Here is an 18,398-nt window from a genome sequence, read left to right on the forward strand (position 1 = left end):
TAGTTATCTTCTCTTTGATAGAGGGAAAAAGTGAAGAAATAGAAAAAAGGTAAAAGGGTATTAGGAGGAGCTATGAAGGAAGAAAGAGAGATAAGGTGGGATTTAAAGGAGAGTTTTGATTTTTTAAGTTGTTTTTTTAAGGAGCCTTTAGAGAGGGTTAATTTTAGAATTTTTTCTGATAAGAAGGGAGAGGGCTTTAAGGGGAGAAATTTAAGCCTTCCCCTTGAGGAATTTTTTAAGAGAGAGAATTTTTTTAAGGGGGAAAATAGTAAAAATAGGGGAATATTCTTTGTTGTAAACTCTGGAGGAAATAAGGATTTAGAGATAAAAAGAATAAATGCACAGTTTTTTGAATGTGATAGCCTTTCTTTAAAGGAGCAGTTAGAAAATATTAAAGCCTTTCCTCTAGAACCTAGCCTTATAGTTAAAACAAGAAAATCCCTTCATGTTTATTTTTTAATAAAAGAAGGAAAGGTTAATAAGTTTAGAGAGATACAAAGAGCCTTAGCAAGACATTTTAAGGGGGATTTTAGTTGCATAAATGAAAGCAGGGTTATGAGAGTACCAGGTTTTTATCATTGTAAAGAGGAGCCTTTGCTTGTAAAAACCTTAAAGCTTTCAAAGGATTTAATCTATACTCAGGAGGAGATAGAAAAGGCCTTAAAGCTTTGTAGTAGTAAAGAGGAAGAAAAAAAGGAAGAGAAGAATGAAGAAAAAAAGGGGAAAAATCCTGAGAAGGAGTATATATGGGGAGTTAATGTTCTTCCTTTAAAGTGTGAGTTTATAAAGTATTGCATTGATAATTCAAAAACTTTAAAGGAGCCTCTATGGCATGGAATGATTACAAACCTAGCTTTATTTAAAGGGGGAAAGGAGAAGATTCATAAGTATAGCAGAGGGTATGAAGGATATAAAAGGGAGGAAACAGAGAAAAAGATAGAGGGTTTTTTAAAGTCTTCAGTTTACCCAATGACCTGCAAAACTATTATAGAGAGAGGGTATCCTTGCAGTTTATATAAAAATGGATGCAAGGGAAAAAGCCCTGCAGAACTTTCAAAAAAGCCCTTAACTGTGGAGGAATTAAGGGGACTTATAAGAGGGTTAAAGGTTAATTATGATTCAAAGGCTGTAAATGTAGATACTGCTCTTAAATTTATTGAGGAGTATATGTATAATACAAGCCAAGCTTTAGGAAAGAGCCTTATAAAGGAAGATTTATGTCCTTATTTAAATATTCAAGATTACAAAAGCTTGATAAATTTTCATGGAGAGCTTTTTAGAAAGGTTAATAGAGAGAGGAAGGAAAAGGAGAATAAAAAGGAGAGAGAGGTCTTACAGGAGTTTCCTTGGTATGAAGAAAAGGAAAAGGGGCTTAGATTTTTACCTTTTATTCTTGCAAAGCATTTAAAGGAGGAGATTAAGTGTTATTACTGTGCAGAATCCTTTTTTATTTATAGTAATGGAGTTTATAAGCAAGGGGGAGAAAGGGAGGCTAGTAAAATTATTATGAAGTATATGCTTCCTAAGCATTGTACCATGGCTTATATAAGAGATTGCAGGGAGCAATGGGAGATTTTAATATGTAGAGATTTTGAGGATTTTAATAGTAATCCTTATATAGTAAATGTGAAAAATGGATTGATTGATATAAGAGATTTTACCTTTAAGGAGCATAGTTTTAAGTATTTAAGCACAGTGCAACTTAATGTGGAGTATAAAAGAGAGAAAGAGTGCAAAAGGTTTAGGGAGTTTTTAAGTGAGGTTTTAGATAAGAGAATTATTCCCTTAGTGCAGGAGATTTTTGGATATTTATTAACTATAAATACAGCCTGTCAAAAGGCCTTTGTATTTTTTGGACCAGCTAGAACGGGAAAAAGTACTCTTATATGGGTTTTAGAATACTTGCTTCTTGGCAGAAATAATGTAAGCAATATACCTTTGCAGGAAATTGGAGATAGATTTAAAACTGCAGAGCTTTTAGGAAAACTTGCTAATGTCTTTTCAGACCTTCCAAGCAAGGAGATTTATGATACAGGAGTTTTTAAAGGAATTACAGGAGAGGATTATTTAATGGGGGAGAAGAAGAATAAAAATCCTTTTAAGTTTAAGCCCTTTGCAAGACTTCTTTTTAGTTGTAATGAGCTTCCTAAAAATTATGTAGATAGAACAGAGGGGTTTTATAGAAGGCTTATTCTTATTCCCTTTACAACTCCTATAAAGGAAGAAAAGATTGACAAGAATTTAAAGGAAAAGCTTAAGGAGGAGAAGGAAGGAATCTTAAACTGGGCTCTTCAAGGACTTAAAAGGCTTTATGAAAATAACTTTGAGTTTAGTGAAAATGTCTTAACAGATAATTTAAAGGAGGAGTATAGGAGAGAGAATAATAATGTTATTTACTTTGTTTATGAGTGCTGTAATTTAAGGGCAGAACTTCTTTGTAGTAGCATAGAGCTTTATGAAACTTATAGAGAGTTTTGTGAAAAGCTTGGCTTAAAAGCTCTCTCTCATATTAAGTTTAACAGGGAGTTAGAGAGAAATTTTACTATCTTTAAAGGAAGAGAAAGTAATAGAAGGCTTTGGAAGGGGATAGCTCTTAAGGAAGAGGATATTATAGAATTTTAAAGGAAATTTTTTCTTAAAATTTACTTCATAATTAATGACTGCTTTACAAGGAAAATGACTGCTTTTTGCCAAGGTTTTTTCCAGAGTTTTTCTAGGAATATAAAGGCTTTAGCCATAGTTGCCATAGTTTTTCTATTTTTTATATAGAGGAAAAATAAAAAATTTTTAAAGGGGTTTTTATTTTTTTATGGGAATATAGAAAAAGGTGAAATCTAGTCATTCTTTTAAGGAAAGCTAGTAGTAGCAAGGCTTTAGCCTATGACTGCTTTTTTTAAAACTCTGGCATATTTTTTTAGTTATAGGGGTATTTAAATTTATGAATAGTGAAATTGTTAATATTTTATTAGAGAAATGTAAAGCTGGAGATAAGGAGGCTATGAATAAGCTTTTTGAAATTCACAAAGGAATTCTTTATAAATACTCTTGTAAATATTTTATAAAGGGCTATGAGAGAGAGGACCTAGAACAGATAGGATGGATTGAGTTTATAAAGGCTGTTGAAAAATATGAAAAGGAAAGTGGAATAGATTTTCTTGCCTTTTTAACTATTTTAATAAGAAATAAATATCTCTCTATCTTAAGTAGAAAGGAGAATAATATAAACCTCTCAAGCCTAGATAAACCAATAGGAGAGGATATAAGCTTAAAAGATAACATAAAAGATAGCTTTTCTATGGAAGAGGATTTTGAGAGAAGAGAGCTTTTAGAAAATCTAGAAAAGGCCCTAAATTCCTTAAGTAAGGAGGATAAAGATTTTATCCTTTTTATAATGAAGAAAAGAGGAAATATGCAAAAATACTATGAGGAGAATAAAAAAGAAACAACCTTAAATATTGTAAGACATAGAAAAAGAAAAATCCTAAGAAAACTACAAAATGAACTTTCTAAAAAATATTGATAAAATGCCTGTTTTAAAACTTTATTTTACTTTAATAAAGAATAAAACAGGCTCTTTTCTTATAGGTTTATTTACTTGAAGGCCCTTTAAGAAGGTACAATATCCTATAAAATACAATTTTATATTAAGAACTGTAGTTTTATTATTATACTAAAAATATATGAAATAAAATTTAAAAACTTAGAAGTATTTTTTTAATTTTTATCTTTTAAGCTTTAATAAAATAAATAAAAAAATTAAACTACTGATTTATCTTTAAAGGAGGATTTTACTAATAGTTAATTTATAAATTTTATAAGTATATTATGATATAATGTATTAGTAATATTATATTAATATATTTGTGAGGTGATTTTTTGGCTAAAGGAAAAAAGGTTTTTTTAGGTTTTGGTATCTTTATTCTTCTTATAGTAGTGCTTTCCATAATAGCTTTAGTTGGAATAAACAAGAGGATTAATAGTAAGCAAGAGAGTGAAAATATTACATATGCAAAATTCCCTTATGAAACTGATTTTGACAATTATCATATAGTAATAGAAAAACCAAAGCTTTTAGACCACTACGTTCTTTTTGATTATACAGTTTCAACAAAGGATAACTCTGACATAATTAGAGAAGATTTTTACATGACAGGGGGAGGAAGTTTCCCAGACAAAGCAGTCTTTATTTCCTCAGATAACGTTTTAACAGAAATTAACGGAAATAAAATGAGAAGTGTAGATGTAGGTCTTTTAGTAGCTAGAGAAAACTATGATGGAGTTTTAAATAATGTAGACTTTTTAGTTAATGCAAGGGAAAAGGGCAGTACTAGAGATGTTTACAATGAAAAAAGAGTTGATACAAGAATAGAAACAAAGGGTTCTGTAAAAAAGGAAGAGGGGTACAAAGAGCTTGATAAAACAGTTACTTTAGATGGAATAAACTTCAAGATTTTAGCCATAGATAACTATGACTTTGGAACCTTAATTCCTATTTATGTGGGAAACATAAATGAAGAACTTGGAGAGGAAATAGCTAATAAATATGCAGTTAGAGTAAGTGGAGAAAACATAAATCAACTTTTTAATTTAACTAGTTGGTGTGGTTTTGATGAAAGAAACATAAAATCCTATAGTAATATAGACAGTTCCTATAACAAAAATTCTAAATATGATAATTTCTATCTAGTAAAAGCTTTATATGATACAAAAAGTGTAAATAGCAAGGATTTAAAGTTTTACTTAGTAAATATGGAAACAATGAAGGAAGTAGAAATTAAATAAAAAAGAGAGTCTTTTTTAGACTCTCTTTTTTATTTATGAAAATTTTTCTTTGGTAAAGTTAGCTAATAAGTTGGGAAATAATAGATAATTGTGGTATTTTTAATTATTTTTTGCTAAAATATTATTTTCTTAACTTTTTATTCATTAAATGTACAAAAATTCATTTAGATTGTGTATAATTGTATATGTTTGATATTAAATGTAAAAGTGTAATAAATTAAGTGGGATTAAATTTAAATTATGACTTAAAGAGTGAGGTATTAAATGAAGAAAGATTATTATGAAATTTTAGGGGTAAGTGAGAAGGCTAATGAGCAGGAAATAAAAAGAGCCTATGCTAAGCTTTTAAGAAAATATCCTCCTGAAAAATGTCCACAGGAGTTTAATGAGATATCAAAGGCTTATGAGGCTATTATTGAGATTAAAAAAAATGAAGTAACCTTAGAAGATAAAGAGGGAAATGATGTATCAGAGGGCTTAATTAGTGAGGCTATGAAAAGGTACTATAATGATGACTATGAAAACGCCATAATATACTTTAAAAAGTTTATTTTATTAAGACCAAATTTTAGCCTAGCAAAGAATTATCTTGCCTTATGTTATGCAAATTTAGAGGATTTTAAGGAGGCTTATGAAGTTCAAAAGGAGCTAATAAGTTCAACCTATGAGCCTAGGGAAAGCTATTTTTTAAACATGTCTAATTACTGCAATAGGCTTGGAAAATATCAAGAGAGCATGGCTTATTTGCTTACTGCTCTAGAAGAATTTGACACTTATCTTATTAACATGAATTTAGTCAAGCTTTATTCAAGCAACTATTTTAAAGAAACGGAAATTGCTAAAAAAATACTTGAAAATAAAGTAGACCTTCTTTTTAAGACGGATAAGGGAGATTTTTATGACACCTTAGAATTAGTTTATCATGGTTTAAATTTAAATTCTTATAACATAAAAGACAAATACTCAAAAATTACAATAGATTACTGCAATAATGAAAACTTTAAAGAAGTTATAAGAGAGATAGATAACTATATTTATATCTGTGTAAGTAGCTGGGACTTTAACTATGCTCTAGAATATATAAACTTACTAGAGAAGATATACTTAAAATTAAAAAAAGATGTTCCAAATAAATATAAAAATCTTAAAAATAATTTCCTTGATATAGGAGAGTTTTTAAATGAAGATACTGCCTATGATGAGGTTTTAGAATACCTAGGAATAGGAATTAAGAAAAAGATTTTAAAAAATCTTCCGTACTTAAAATACATCTTTAAGGAGGAAGAGGTAAAGAAGGATTTTGAAAGGGCTAAGGATATCTTATTAAAATCAGCTTCAGAAAATCCTTATGAAATATATGAGAGTATAAATTTACTAAAGAATGATTACAAAGGTCTTTATTCAGAGTTTCAAGAGGATTTTGAGGAAATTTTAAGGCTTTCAAAAACTAGAATTAATTTTATAAAAAGCAAGATGGAAGAAAAAGCTCTTTTAAAGGACAGTTATAAAAAAGAAAATATAGAGGAAAAAATAGAGGAAGAAAAGCCTGTTAAAGTTGAAAATAAAAGTACTGAAGCTAAAAATACTGAAACTAAGGAAAGTGATATGTCAGGCTGTGGGTGCTTTTTTATTGCTTTATTAACAATTATAGGGCTTATAATAGCAGGACCTTTTGGGGCAATAGTTGGCTTTATAATAGCCTTAGTTATTTATAGCCGATTTTAAAGGAGGATTATATGTATAAGTTTTTAGGGGTAGAAAAAGAGTTAAAAGAATATGCCTCAAAGAAAAAGAGTGAAGTTAATATGGATATATCTAGTGGGGTTTTAAATAAATTCATACTAGATATAAAAAGGGAGTTAGAAAATATAAATACCTCTGCAAAGGATAATAAAAATTTATTAAAGAAAAACTTTATAATTACAGATTCTACAAATGAAGAAATAAGAAAAGCACAGGAAAATCTTGAGCCTATTAAAAAAATTCAAGAGGATATAGAGATTTTAAAAAATATCTATGAAAACAAGGATAGCTTTATGGTAAAGATTATAAGCATAATAGATGAGTTTTATAGACTTAAAAATTATGTAGATAAATCAGGCAATGAAAGGCTAAAAGAAACCTTAGAGAGAAATCTAAAGTTTATAAAGAGAGAATTAAAAGAGATTGATATTGAGATAATTTCCTGCCTTAACAAAAAGTTTGATGAGGAGTTTCATGATTGCATAGAAAGTGTAAAAAATCCTTCTAAGGAAGATAACACTATAGTTGATGAAATAAAACCTGGAATTATTTATAAAGGAAAGGTAATTAGAGCATCAGAGGTAATTGTTGTGAAAAACTAGAGAGGAGAGAAAAAGCACATGGGAAAAATTATAGGAATAGATTTAGGAACAACAACATCAGAAATAGCTTACATGAAAGAGGGTGAGCCAGTAATAATAGAAAATGATAAATATGGACAAGGAGCTGTTATCCCTTCTATTGTAGCCATAAAAGAAAATGAAATAGTAGTTGGTAAAAAGGCTAAAAGACAGATGCTTTTAAGACCAGAATGTACTGTAGCAGAGGTAAAAAGAGATATGGGAACTGATAAAAAGTTTTACATAAATGGAAACACTTATATTCCAGAGCAAATCTCTGCTATGATACTTCGTGCTATTAAGGAAATTGCAGAGGAAGAACTTGGAGAGGTTTCAGAGGCTGTAATAACAGTACCTGCAAATTTTAATGATGTTCAAAGAAAAGCAACCATAGATGCAGCTGCTATTGCAGGGCTTAAAGTTGAGAGAATAATAAATGAGCCAACAGCAGCAGCTTTAGCTTATGGCTTAGAAAACTTAAATGAAGAATGTAAAATCTTAGTTTACGATTTAGGGGGAGGAACCTTTGATTGTACTGTTTTAGATATGTTCTCAGGAATTATAGATGTTAGAGCTAGTAGGGGAGATAACTTCCTTGGAGGAAAAGATTTTGATAAGAAAATTGAGCAGTATATAGTAAACTATATAAAAAATAACACCTCTGTAGATGTTGAAAATCTTAACACAAGAAAGTCAACAGCTATAAAAGATGCAGCAGAGAATGCTAAAAAGGATTTATCTGTAGAAAATAGCACAGAAATATTATTAAACAACTTTGATATTGACAGAGAAGGAAATTCTGTAGATATAGAAATAGAGCTTACAAGAGAAGATTTTGAAAAAATGTCTTATGACTTACTTAAGAAAAGTGAGGATATAGTTGATGAAACCTTAAAGGCTAGTAACTTAGAACCTAAGGATATAGATGTAGTTTTAGCTATTGGTGGTTCAAGTAGAATGCCTATGGTAAAAAATCTTTTAGTTAGCAAATTTGGAGAAGAAAAGATAAAAAAAGGAGTTAACCCAGATGAAGCAGTAGCTTTAGGGGCAGCTGTTCAGGCAGGAATAAAAAGTGATGAAATAAGTAGTGATTCAGGAATTATAATAACAGATGCTTGTAGCCATACTCTAGGTGTTGAAGTTATAGGAAATAAATTTAGTCCAATAATTTGTAGAGATTCAAAACTTCCTTGTAAGTCCTCTGAAATATATTACACAATTTATGATGGACAAAGTGCTGTAGATGTGCGTGTATATCAAGGAGAAAGTGAAAATATAGAAGAAGATACTTTCATTGGTGATTTTAGATTAGAGGGAATACCTAAGGCAAGGGCAGGAGAAGAAAAAATAGAAATAACCTTTAATTACAACTTAAATGGAATGTTAGATGTATTTGCAAAAATACTAAGTACAGGAAAGGTTGAAAAAAGAATTATGGCCTTAAAAAGTTTAAGTGAAGAGGACATTGCTCTTTTATCTAAAAAGACCTTTAAGAAGGAGGAAGAAAATTCTTCAAAGAAGGAAAAAGCACCTTCTTATGAGGAAAAAGAGCCTTCTTATGATATGAACTCAAATTCAGATGAGGATTGGAGAAAATCACCCTTATTTGAAATTGTAAGTGTTTCAGTTTCTCTTGCAGAGGTTAAGTTAAAGAACTTAAATGAGGATAAAAAGAGGGAAGTTTCAGAGGTTTTAGATAAAATAAAAACTGCTATTTTAAATAATGATAAAAGTTCTGTTGAAAAATTAGATGAAAAATTAACAGACATTCTATTTGAAATTTAAAATTAAAGGGGAAAAATATGAGTGATTTAGAAGATTCATATATTGATATTTACAATAAAGCTCTTTGTAAGATTAAAGAAAATAATATATCAGAGGCAGTTTCTTTATTAGAAAAGGCCTATGAGTTAAACTCAAAGGATACAGATATTTTAAATCTTTTAGGGCTTTGCTACTTTGCCTTATGCAATTTTAAAAGAACTTTAAGCCTTTGGACTAGAAGTAAAGAGATAAATAAGAAGGAAGAAAACAAGGCAAATATTTATCTAGAATTTTTTAATTCAAAGGAGGTATCCTCTGATAAAGAAGTTTACAAAAAAGCCCTATCTTTAATTGAGCAAAAAAGATATAAAGAGGCCTTAGAGGATTTAAAAAGTTTATCAGATAAGGATTATTGCTGGGCTGATGTAGATTTACTAATAGGATTAATCTTAATAAAGAAAAAGCAGTATAAAAAGGCAGAGATTTATTTTAAAAAGGCACAGGAGAAGGACTGTGGAAATGTCCTATCAAAAAATTATATTGAGAAATTAAGACAAAACAGAATATACAAAAGAAGAAGAATATGGTTCTTTAGCTTATTAATTTTTATAATAATAGTCTTTACTACCTCCCTAATTTTCCTTTTTAACAAGAATAGAGAAGATAAAATTGAGTTTACAAAGGAAACTTCTTCCTTAAATAATAGTTTAATGGAGAAGGAAAAGGAACTTGCCTATAAAGAGGGGGAGCTTAAGGAGAAGGAGGACTATATAAAAAAGTTAGAAAAAAAGATACAAGACTTTACCTATGATAAGGATAAGGGAGAAAAAAGTGATAAAGAGGGAATTAGCTTACTAGGAGGAGCTTTAAGTGCCTATAAAAACTCCTCTTATAAGGAGGCTATAAATTCCTTAAAAAATATAGAAATGGGCGATTATGAAAACTATCTAAAAAATGAGGCAGTTTTTTGGCAGGCACAATGTCATGAAAAGCTTAAAGAATATGATTTAGCCATAGAAGATTACAAAGATTATATAAATAACTTTAAAAATCAATGTTACTATGACGATTCCTTATATAGAATTTCAATGCTTTTAGAAGAATTAGGAGATAAGAAGGATGCTAAAATCTATGCAGAGAAATTAAAAAATCAATGTGGAGATAGCATTTTTAACAATAGTAATATAGAAAGAATTTTAAAGGAATAAATATTTTACAAAAAGTTATGCAAAAGAATTTTGAAGATATTTTAGAAAAAAGCATAGTATCTATTAAGGAAATAAGAAACTTTATACAAAAGAATAATGAAAGGCTAGAAGCTGTTTATCATAAGTTTTATAGAAAAAAGAAGCTTAAAGAGGAATTAGACCTTGTTATTGAAAGTCATGGAGAAAGTCTTACAAATAAAGAGATGCATAGGTTAAAGGAAAACAAGGATGTTTTAGAGAAGGAAATAAAGCTTATAGAAAAGAGAAAGTTAAAGCTTGAGGGAAATTTAGAAAAGTATGAGAAAGATATTTTAAAGGTTATTTCAAAGGTAAAAGGTATTGGCATTAATGGAAATAAAGATAATATTTTAGAAGTCTTGCTTAATGCAAAGTATTTGTTATACCTTAAAAAATACATTGGGAAAAAGGAAAAAAATCCTATTACAAAGGAGATGTATTTTGACCTTGTAAATAAAAAATATAAAAAGGTATATATAATAGATACAAATATATTTATTGAAGACCCTAGAATATTAGATTGCATTACCGTAGATAATTTAATTGTTATATCTAAAACTGTTATTGAGGAGCTAGACCGTAACAAGACTAACTTTAAAGAGGATGTTGCCTTTAAGGCAAGGGAGGCTATTAGAAGAATAGACTGCTATAAAAAGGGAAATATAGTATTTTCTCAAGCTAATGAAAGTTTAATACCAAAGGGATATAGCTTAAAGGGAGATAATTTAATACTATCTGTGGCAATGCAGTTTAAGGAGTTTAATCCTATATTAATAACAAATGATATTGCCTTTAATATTAAGGCTAAGGCTGAGGGAATTAATACCTGCACTTTAGAGGATATACTGTCTTAAAATAAAAATAAGATTGCTTTAAGGCAATCTTATTTTTTTGTTTAAAAATTTATTAAATTATACGTCCTGAAAACTTTTTTTGCACAAATAAAATTCCTAAAACATCTAAAAGGCATAGGGAAACTATTGAAAATTCCATATTATTAAAAGTCATGATTTTTAACAAGCCTAAAAGGGAGAAAAATAAAAATACTCCTCCTAAAAAGAGAATACATAGCCCCATAGCTGTGCAGTAGTTTTTTATATCTTTAACCCCTCTTAATTGATAGGAATGTATTAAGTTTACTTTTTTCTTAACTATAAGTAGGTATGCTAAAAAAATTAAGAGAATACCAAAAGCACCTAAAGCAATAAAATTAAACAAAAAAATCATCTCCTAAAATATTCTAAAAATATAAATTATTAATATACTTTTACTATATTAACATTATTATATCATAGGTAAGGGAAATATATGCTAAATAAAGAAATTATATTTCACCTAAAATAGTGGGGTATTAAATGGATAAGTCTTATTATGAAATATTAGGAGTTTCTAGGGATGCAGACATAAAAGAGATTAAAGTAGCTTATGGTAAGCTTGTAAAAAAATATCCTCCTGAAAAATTCCCAGAGGAATTTGATAATATTGCAAAGGCCTATGAAGCCTTAAAAGATGAGGGATTTAGGGAGAAATATAGGGAGCAGTATGGCTTTAATTATGAAACTCAAAAGCTTTTAAGTTCTGCTGAGAATTTCTATTATGAGAATAATTATTTAGAATCTATAAAATTTTTAAAGAAGTTTTTAATTTTAGAAAAAGATAATAATTTTGCAAAAAATCTTTTAAGTAAAAATTATTATGAATTAGGAGAGTATGAAAAGGCCTATGATATTCAAAGAGAGGTTTTAAGATTATCAAGGGATTTACAAGAGAAGGACTTTTTATATATGCAGGAGATTTGCTACAGGCTAAGGTATTTTAAAGAGGGAGAGGACTATCTTAAAATTTCCCTTAATAAATTTAATAGCTTTAAAACAAGTTATAGATTATTTTTATTATATTTAAATGAAAATAGGGAGGAGGAAGCCTGTACTATTTTAAATGAGAAGGTAAATGTATTATTTAAGCTTAGAGATGCAGAGGAAAGTTTAGTTTTATACCTTTATTATGAAAATCTCTTCTTTAAAAATACAACTTATGAAAATAAATATAAAAAGATTTTTATGGATATAGCCACCTTTTCAAGCTTTGAAGAAAATTTTAATTATATAAAATATATGTTCTTTTCCTTTTATTTTTTAGGACAGAGAAATAATCAAGAGAAGGCTTTTTATTTAATGAAGGATTTACTTGACTATTTTTCTAGATATGACTGCACTAAATATTTTGAGGAATTTTATTTTTATAGAGACTATTTAAATTATTTAAAATATAGAAACTTTAACATTATAGGAGACTACATAGGAGTATCCTTTGTTTTATTTGAAAATAGCTTTAAAAACTACTTTGGAGAGAGGGCTATGGAAGGCTTTTCAAGGGATAAGGAGAATATTTATAAGGAACTTTCAAAGGAGATAAGTAGAGAATTTATACTTAGAGAACTAGAGGGAATTGAAAGAGATTTTTATAAACTTTATGAAGGCTTAAAGAGAACAAATATTTTATATGAAATAGAAGAAATCACAAGGGTACAGGAGGAAAATAAGGAAAAATTACATAAAGAGGAAAATAACAAAGAAGAGGAAGAAGAATTTAAAATAAATAAATCCTCAGATAGCATGGTTAAGCTACAGGGAGGAGTAAGTTTAAAGAAGAGAATTAAAAGGGTTATTTTATGGGGATTAATAGGAGCTATTTTTGGAGGAAAAGCAGGAGCTGTTATAGGGATTTTTCTAGCTTTATTTATATAAAAAATGGGAGGGTTTATGCATAACTTTATAAATATAGATGATGAAATAAACACTTACTGCAAGAAGAAAAAGGAAGATATAAAGGAAGGCTTTCTTTTAGAAGGGGAAGAAACAAAGGTAATAATGAAAGAGGTTTTTAAATTTCAAAAAAAAATAGCTAAAAACACATTATATACAGCAGAGCAGTTAGATTTTATTCAACAGAAGCTTTTAAAGGAAAATGAAATAAGTAAGCTTTATTTAGAAATTGAAAGATTAAAAGGGGAAAATACTTGTTTAAATGAAAAACTTTCAAGGTGCAATAAATATGAAGAAAAAATCTTAAAGGCTTTAATAAGTATAATAGATGAAATATACAGGCTAAAATATTATGCAGATTATAGTGGAGATAAAAATTTAGTAGAGAGGGTTACAAAGTATATAAACTTTATAAAAAGGGAGCTTAAGGATTTAAATTTAGAGATAAAATCCTCCCTAGGAGAAAAATTTAATGAGGATTTTCACTATTGCAAAGAGGTTAGAAAGGATTTAGAAAAGGAAGATTTCACTATTATTGAGGAATTAAAGCTTTGTATTATTTTAGAGGGAAAGGTTATAAGACCTGCCCATGTAGTGGTTATAAGAAATTAGGAGGAGATTTTTTATGGGTAAAATTATAGGAATAGATTTAGGTACAACAACCTCAGAGGTAGCCTACATTAAAAATGGTAAGCCAGTAATAATAAAAAGTGATAAATTTGGAGATGGTTCTGTAATTCCATCTGTTGTAACTATTAAGGATAATGAAATTATAGTTGGGAAAAAGGCAAAAAGACAATTGATTTTAAAGCCAGAGAGTACAATAGCAGAGGTAAAGAGAAAAATGGGTTCTACTGAAAAGATTTTAGTAGGAGGGAAGGAGTATTTACCAGAGCAAATATCAGCTATGATAATAAAAAGTCTTGTAGAGGTTGCAACAGAGGAAATAGGGGAAGTTTCAGAGGCAGTTATAACAGTACCTGCAAACTTTAATGATCTTCAAAGAAATGCTACAAAAAATGCAGCTACTATAGCAGGAATTAAGGTTGAGAGAATAATAAATGAGCCAACAGCAGCAGCTTTAGGCTATGGCTTAGAAAATTTAAAGGAAGAGAGTAATATCTTAGTTTATGACCTAGGGGGAGGAACCTTTGACTGTACTGTTTTAGATATGTTTTCTGGAATTATGGATGTTAGAGCTAGTAGAGGGGACAATCTTCTTGGAGGAAAGGACTTTGACAAGAAAATTGAGGACTATATAATTGAGCATATTAAGAAAAATTATGATATAGATACTGACAACTTAGGCATTAGAAAACTAAGTGAAATAAAAAGTGCTGCTGAAAGAGCTAAAAAGGATTTATCTGCCTATGATAGTACAGAAATTTTAATGAATAACTTTCATATTGATAAGGAAGGAAATTGTATTGATATAGAACTAGAGCTTACAAGGGAAGACTTTGAAAAAATGTCCTATGACTTGCTTAAGAGAAGTGAGGACATAGTTGATGAAACCTTAAAGGCTAGTAATCTAGAGCCTAAGGATATAGATGTGGTTTTATCAGTTGGTGGTTCTAGTAAAATGAGCATGGTAAAAAATCTTTTAATTAGAAAATTTGGAGAGGAAAAAATAAAAAAAGGTGTTAATAAAGATGAGGCTGTAGCCCTAGGAGCAGCGGTTCAAGCAGGAATAAAAAATAGTGAAATAACCTCTGCTAATGGAATAATAGTAACAGATGCTTGTAGCCATACTTTAGGTATTGAGGTTATAGGAAATATATTCTCTCCTATAATTTATAGGGATACAAAGATACCTTGCAGTAATTCTGGAGATTATATAACTGTTGAGGATTGGCAAACTCGTATGGCTATTAAGGTTTATCAAGGAGAAAGTGAAGTTGCAAGTGAAAACACCTTAATTGGAGAATTTTTATTAACAGATATTCCTTCAGCAAGGGTAGGCGTTGAAGTTGTAGTAGTTACCTTTACCTACAATTTAAATGGAATGCTTGATGTTTCTGCTAGAATTAAAAGTACAGGAAAAGTAGAAAAGAGAGTTATGGCTATTAACAGACTAAGTAAAAATGAAGTGCAACTACTAGCTGAAAGCACCTTTAAGGATGTGGAGTATGAAGAAGTTAAAAATAATTCCATAACTTCTATTAGCAGTTTATATAGCGATGCTTTAAAAAAATCTCCTTTATATGAAGTTGTAAAAATGTCTCTTTCCATAGCAGAAAGAAAGGCAAGTAGCTTAAAGGAAGAGGATAAAAATAAGCTTAATAATATATTAAAAGAAATAAAAGAGGCTCTTTTAGATAATGATAAGAAACGCTTAGAAGAACTAGATGAAAAGTTAACAGATATGTTTTATAACTTATAAAGTGATTGGAGCTTTAATATGAATAATAAAGAGTTTTCCTATATAGATTATTATAATAAAGCCTTATTAAAGCTTTCAGAAAATAATATATCAGAGGGAATTTATCTTTTAGAGAAGGCCTATTTATTAAATTCCTCTGATATTGATATTTTAAATTTACTAGGACTTTCTTACTTTAAAAAAGGATACTTTAATAAGGCTAAAATGCTTTTTGAAAAAAGTCTTTTAATTAATAAGGAAGAGGAGAGGGCTTTAAGATATATAAGTTTTTTAAACTCAAAGGAGTTTAGGGAAAGCTTAGGAAAATATGAAGAAGCCTTAGATTGTATAGAGGAGAAAAAATATAATAAGGCCTTGGAAATTCTTTTAAGCTTAAAGCACTTGCCTTATGAGTGGGCAGATATAGATTTTTTCATAGGCATGATTTACCTTAAGAAAAAGTCAGAAAAAAATGCTCTTAAATACTTAGAAGGAGCATTAAATAAAGATAAGGGAAATATACTTTCAAAGGATTTCTTAGAAAAATTAAGGGAAAACAAAAGGGAGAAAAGAAAAAATATTATTTCTTTTAGCACAATATCTGTAGTTATACTTTTAGGCGGACTTTTTTTAAGTACGGAGAAGGAAGAAATAAAAAAGCTTCAAGGGGAGAAATACTCTTTAAAGGAAGAAATACTAAGTATGAAAGAGGAAGTAAAGGAAAGAGAAGTAAGGTTAAATAAGGATATAGAAAGCTTAAAGGAAAAAATCAAAGTAGAAGAAAGGGAAAAAGAGAAGATAAAAAAAGAGTATAAAGAATTTTATCCCTTGTCCTCTTTAAATATGTCCCTAAAAAAATATGAAAAGGGAGAGTACAAGGAGGCCTTACAGGGCTTTTCAGAAATAGAAAAGGGAAATTATGAAAACTATATAAAGGGAGAGGCTATTTTTTGGCAAGGGCAGAGCTATGAGAAGCTAGGAGAAGAAGAATTAGCTATAGAAAAATATAAAGCTTATGTAGAGAATTTTAAAAATCAATGGTATTATGATGATTCTCTTTATAGGTTAGCCCTTATTCTAGATAAAAGAGAAGAGGAAAAAGAGAGCAGATTCTATGGAGAAAAGTTAAAAAAAGAATGTAAAGATAGCATCTTCAATAATGAAAAAATAAACTCCCTATTAAAGAATGAAAATATTTAAATTATAATATTTAAAGAAAAAGAAAAGGTCAGAAAATTTCTGACCTTTTTATTTTAACCTTCTTTATAAAATTTCCCTTTTAATTTTTTAAGCTTTCCTTTATTAATTCTTTAAGAGCAGGAATATCAGCAGGAGCCCAAGATAAAGTTTCAAGATAATTTACAGGAAGCCATATAAGCTTTGCATGTTCCTTAGCCTTTGGTTCTCCCTCTAAAAGTCTGCATTTTACAGTTATTAAATTAACTATGACCTTTTCATACTCATGAGTATTATCATTAAAAGGACATATATATTCTACAGTACAGTCTAATTCTTCTCTAATTTCTCTAAGTATAGCCTCTTCTAAGCTTTCTCCCTTTTCAATCTTCCCACCAGGAAACTCCCACTTTTTAGGAAGAGTCATATTCTCTGCTCTTAAAGCACAAAGAATTTCTCCCTTACTATTTTCAATTATAGCTCCAACTACTTTTACTGTTTTTTTCATAATGTTTATCTCACCTCGAAAACTATTTTATCACAATTATTTTCTAGGGGAAATTTTAAAATTAAATAGTGAAATATTTTTAAAATTACTTATTAAACAATAAAAAAATCTCCTCTTAAAATAGAGAATTTTATAGTATTTTAGCTATGATTTTCTTATGAAGTAATTTTGTGTATAATTACAGATATTAGGAGTTAAACTTATTATTTTAGAGTATAATTAAATTAAGGCAATTATAGAAAAAATTCCTGCCTTAAAAATATATAAATAAAAAGAAAATAAGGGTATTTAAAAAATAAATAAAGAGAGGGAAAGAGCATGAATAAAGAGATTTTAAAATGGTATTTAAATTATATAAATAGACAAAGACTAAATGAAATAATAGAAAAAGCCCCTGTAAGTATAAATGGTTTTACCACAAAAAATAAAACCTCTATTCCTGCTTTAATTGCAAAGCAGAATATTCTATCAAACACAAAAAACTATAAAAATGTTAGGGAATATCTTCTGTCAGAGTCTTTAATTGAGCTTATATCTGTTAAGGATAAAAGTAAGATTATGAATCTTATTAAAGAAGGGAAGGAAAAGGAGCCTATTTTAAAATTTTTAATTGGGAGTAATGAGGATGAGTATTTAGATGAAAAAAAGTTTTATATAAATGAGATAAAAAATAAAACCTTAAATTTAGATTCAGAAGAGGAAGAAACTTTAAAAGGGGATAATGAGGAGAAACTTATGGATGAGGATAAGATTAAAGAAGAAAAAGAAGAAGTAGAAAAGGTAGTAGAAAATAAGGATTTAGAAGAACTTATAAAAAGGGTTGAAAAGCTTGAGAGAAATAGTCAAAGATTAAAGGAGGATTTAGACAAGTCAAAGGAGCAAAAAAAGACCTTAAATAATGAGAAAAATGCCTTGAAAAAGCAAATAAACATTTTAAATCAAGATATTATAACCTTAAAGAAGAAATTAGAAACAAGTGAAGGAAAGGTTATAAAAAGCACAGAAAATTATAATAGTTTAAAGGGAAAATATGACCTTACAATAAAAAGAGAAAAGGAATTAATAGAGGAAAACTTAAATCTTCTTAAAGAAGGGCAAAAGATAAAAAACAGAGAAGAGGGGTTAAAGGTAAAAAATAAGGAACTTACTAATGAAATTGAAAACATAAAAAATGAATTAGACAAGGTTTCAAGGGATAGAGTAGCCTTAATTGGACATATAGATAAAATTCATTTAAAGGGAAGTAGCTATGAGTTCGACAATATAGACATAAAAAGGGTTCATTCCTTAGAGGAGCTTTTAAAAGAAGAATATTTAGAGGTTTGGGTTTTATTATATGACCTAAATGCCCTAGAGCAAAGTAGAGCAATTAGGGAGGAAAATAGCTATAGGGTGTTAAAGTTTAAGAGCTTTCAAGAGGTAAAAAATCATATGGATAAGGGGAGTTATTAA

14 protein-coding genes and 1 pseudogene are annotated in these 18,398 nt (G+C 28.8%); 13 read left to right on the top strand and 2 right to left on the bottom strand.

The window, feature by feature from the left end; all coding sequences use genetic code 11:
- The first annotated feature begins 72 nt into the window (after nt 1–72).
- From AC4FRL_RS01095 to AC4FRL_RS01130, 8 genes and pseudogenes are all read left to right on the top strand, one after another.
- Nucleotides 73–2,622 carry a DNA primase family protein gene (locus AC4FRL_RS01095; RefSeq protein ID WP_491138146.1) on the top strand — a complete coding sequence of 850 codons (2,550 nt, stop codon included), beginning with the start codon at nt 73–75 and terminating at the stop codon, nt 2,620–2,622.
- A gap of 316 nt (nt 2,623–2,938) precedes the next feature.
- On the top strand, nt 2,939–3,520 hold the full coding sequence (locus tag AC4FRL_RS01100; RefSeq protein ID WP_491138148.1) for an RNA polymerase sigma factor: 582 nt from the start codon (nt 2,939–2,941) through the stop codon (nt 3,518–3,520).
- Nucleotides 3,521–3,876: 356 nt separating this feature from the next.
- Nucleotides 3,877–4,782 carry a hypothetical protein gene (locus tag AC4FRL_RS01105; RefSeq protein ID WP_491138150.1) on the top strand — a complete coding sequence of 302 codons (906 nt, stop codon included), beginning with the start codon at nt 3,877–3,879 and terminating at the stop codon, nt 4,780–4,782.
- Between the two features lie 264 nt (nt 4,783–5,046).
- A pseudogene (locus tag AC4FRL_RS01110) lies at nt 5,047–5,151 on the top strand (DnaJ domain-containing protein); the annotation flags it as partial.
- Between the two features lie 1,367 nt (nt 5,152–6,518).
- Nucleotides 6,519–7,127 (top strand): nucleotide exchange factor GrpE, encoded by a 609-nt coding sequence (locus tag AC4FRL_RS01115; RefSeq protein WP_491138152.1) that lies wholly within the window; start codon nt 6,519–6,521, stop codon nt 7,125–7,127.
- 18 nt (nt 7,128–7,145) lie between these two features.
- Entirely contained in the window at nt 7,146–8,930 is a 1,785-nt protein-coding gene (locus tag AC4FRL_RS01120; protein WP_491138153.1) for an Hsp70 family protein, read from the top strand.
- A gap of 17 nt (nt 8,931–8,947) precedes the next feature.
- The gene (locus AC4FRL_RS01125) at nt 8,948–10,117 is read left to right on the top strand and encodes a tetratricopeptide repeat protein (protein WP_491138155.1); all 1,170 of its coding nucleotides are present in this window, start codon (nt 8,948–8,950) and stop codon (nt 10,115–10,117) included.
- A gap of 17 nt (nt 10,118–10,134) precedes the next feature.
- Nucleotides 10,135–10,989: a PIN domain-containing protein gene (locus AC4FRL_RS01130; protein WP_491138156.1), complete on the top strand. Its 855-nt coding sequence runs from the start codon at nt 10,135–10,137 to the stop codon at nt 10,987–10,989.
- Nucleotides 10,990–11,041: 52 nt separating this feature from the next.
- Here the strand turns inward: AC4FRL_RS01130 and AC4FRL_RS01135 are convergent, their stop codons facing one another.
- Nucleotides 11,042–11,353: a DUF3784 domain-containing protein gene (locus tag AC4FRL_RS01135; protein ID WP_491138157.1), complete on the bottom strand. Its 312-nt coding sequence runs from the start codon at nt 11,351–11,353 to the stop codon at nt 11,042–11,044.
- Between the two features lie 137 nt (nt 11,354–11,490).
- Here AC4FRL_RS01135 and AC4FRL_RS01140 point away from each other — a divergent pair, with 137 nt between their 5' ends.
- The 4 genes from AC4FRL_RS01140 to AC4FRL_RS01155 are packed head-to-tail and all read left to right on the top strand — an operon-like array spanning nt 11,491 to nt 16,462.
- On the top strand, nt 11,491–12,882 hold the full coding sequence (locus AC4FRL_RS01140) for a J domain-containing protein (protein WP_491138158.1): 1,392 nt from the start codon (nt 11,491–11,493) through the stop codon (nt 12,880–12,882).
- Between the two features lie 15 nt (nt 12,883–12,897).
- Nucleotides 12,898–13,512, top strand: a complete 615-nt coding sequence (gene grpE, locus AC4FRL_RS01145; protein WP_491138159.1) for a nucleotide exchange factor GrpE — start codon at nt 12,898–12,900, stop codon at nt 13,510–13,512.
- Nucleotides 13,513–13,525: 13 nt separating this feature from the next.
- Nucleotides 13,526–15,283, top strand: coding sequence for an Hsp70 family protein (locus tag AC4FRL_RS01150; RefSeq protein WP_491138160.1), 1,758 nt, complete (start codon nt 13,526–13,528; stop codon nt 15,281–15,283).
- A gap of 18 nt (nt 15,284–15,301) precedes the next feature.
- A complete protein-coding gene (locus AC4FRL_RS01155; RefSeq protein ID WP_491138161.1) occupies nt 15,302–16,462 on the top strand; it encodes a hypothetical protein in 1,161 nt (386 codons plus the stop codon).
- 79 nt (nt 16,463–16,541) lie between these two features.
- On the opposite strand, the gene AC4FRL_RS01160 is transcribed toward AC4FRL_RS01155, so the two are convergent.
- Complete coding sequence (locus AC4FRL_RS01160) at nt 16,542–16,946, bottom strand: (deoxy)nucleoside triphosphate pyrophosphohydrolase (protein WP_491138163.1); 405 nt, start codon at nt 16,944–16,946, stop codon at nt 16,542–16,544.
- A gap of 318 nt (nt 16,947–17,264) precedes the next feature.
- Here AC4FRL_RS01160 and AC4FRL_RS01165 point away from each other — a divergent pair, with 318 nt between their 5' ends.
- Nucleotides 17,265–18,398, top strand: a complete 1,134-nt coding sequence (locus tag AC4FRL_RS01165) for a hypothetical protein (protein WP_491138164.1) — start codon at nt 17,265–17,267, stop codon at nt 18,396–18,398.

It is taken from the genome of Clostridium sp. TJA032 (assembly GCF_058310275.1).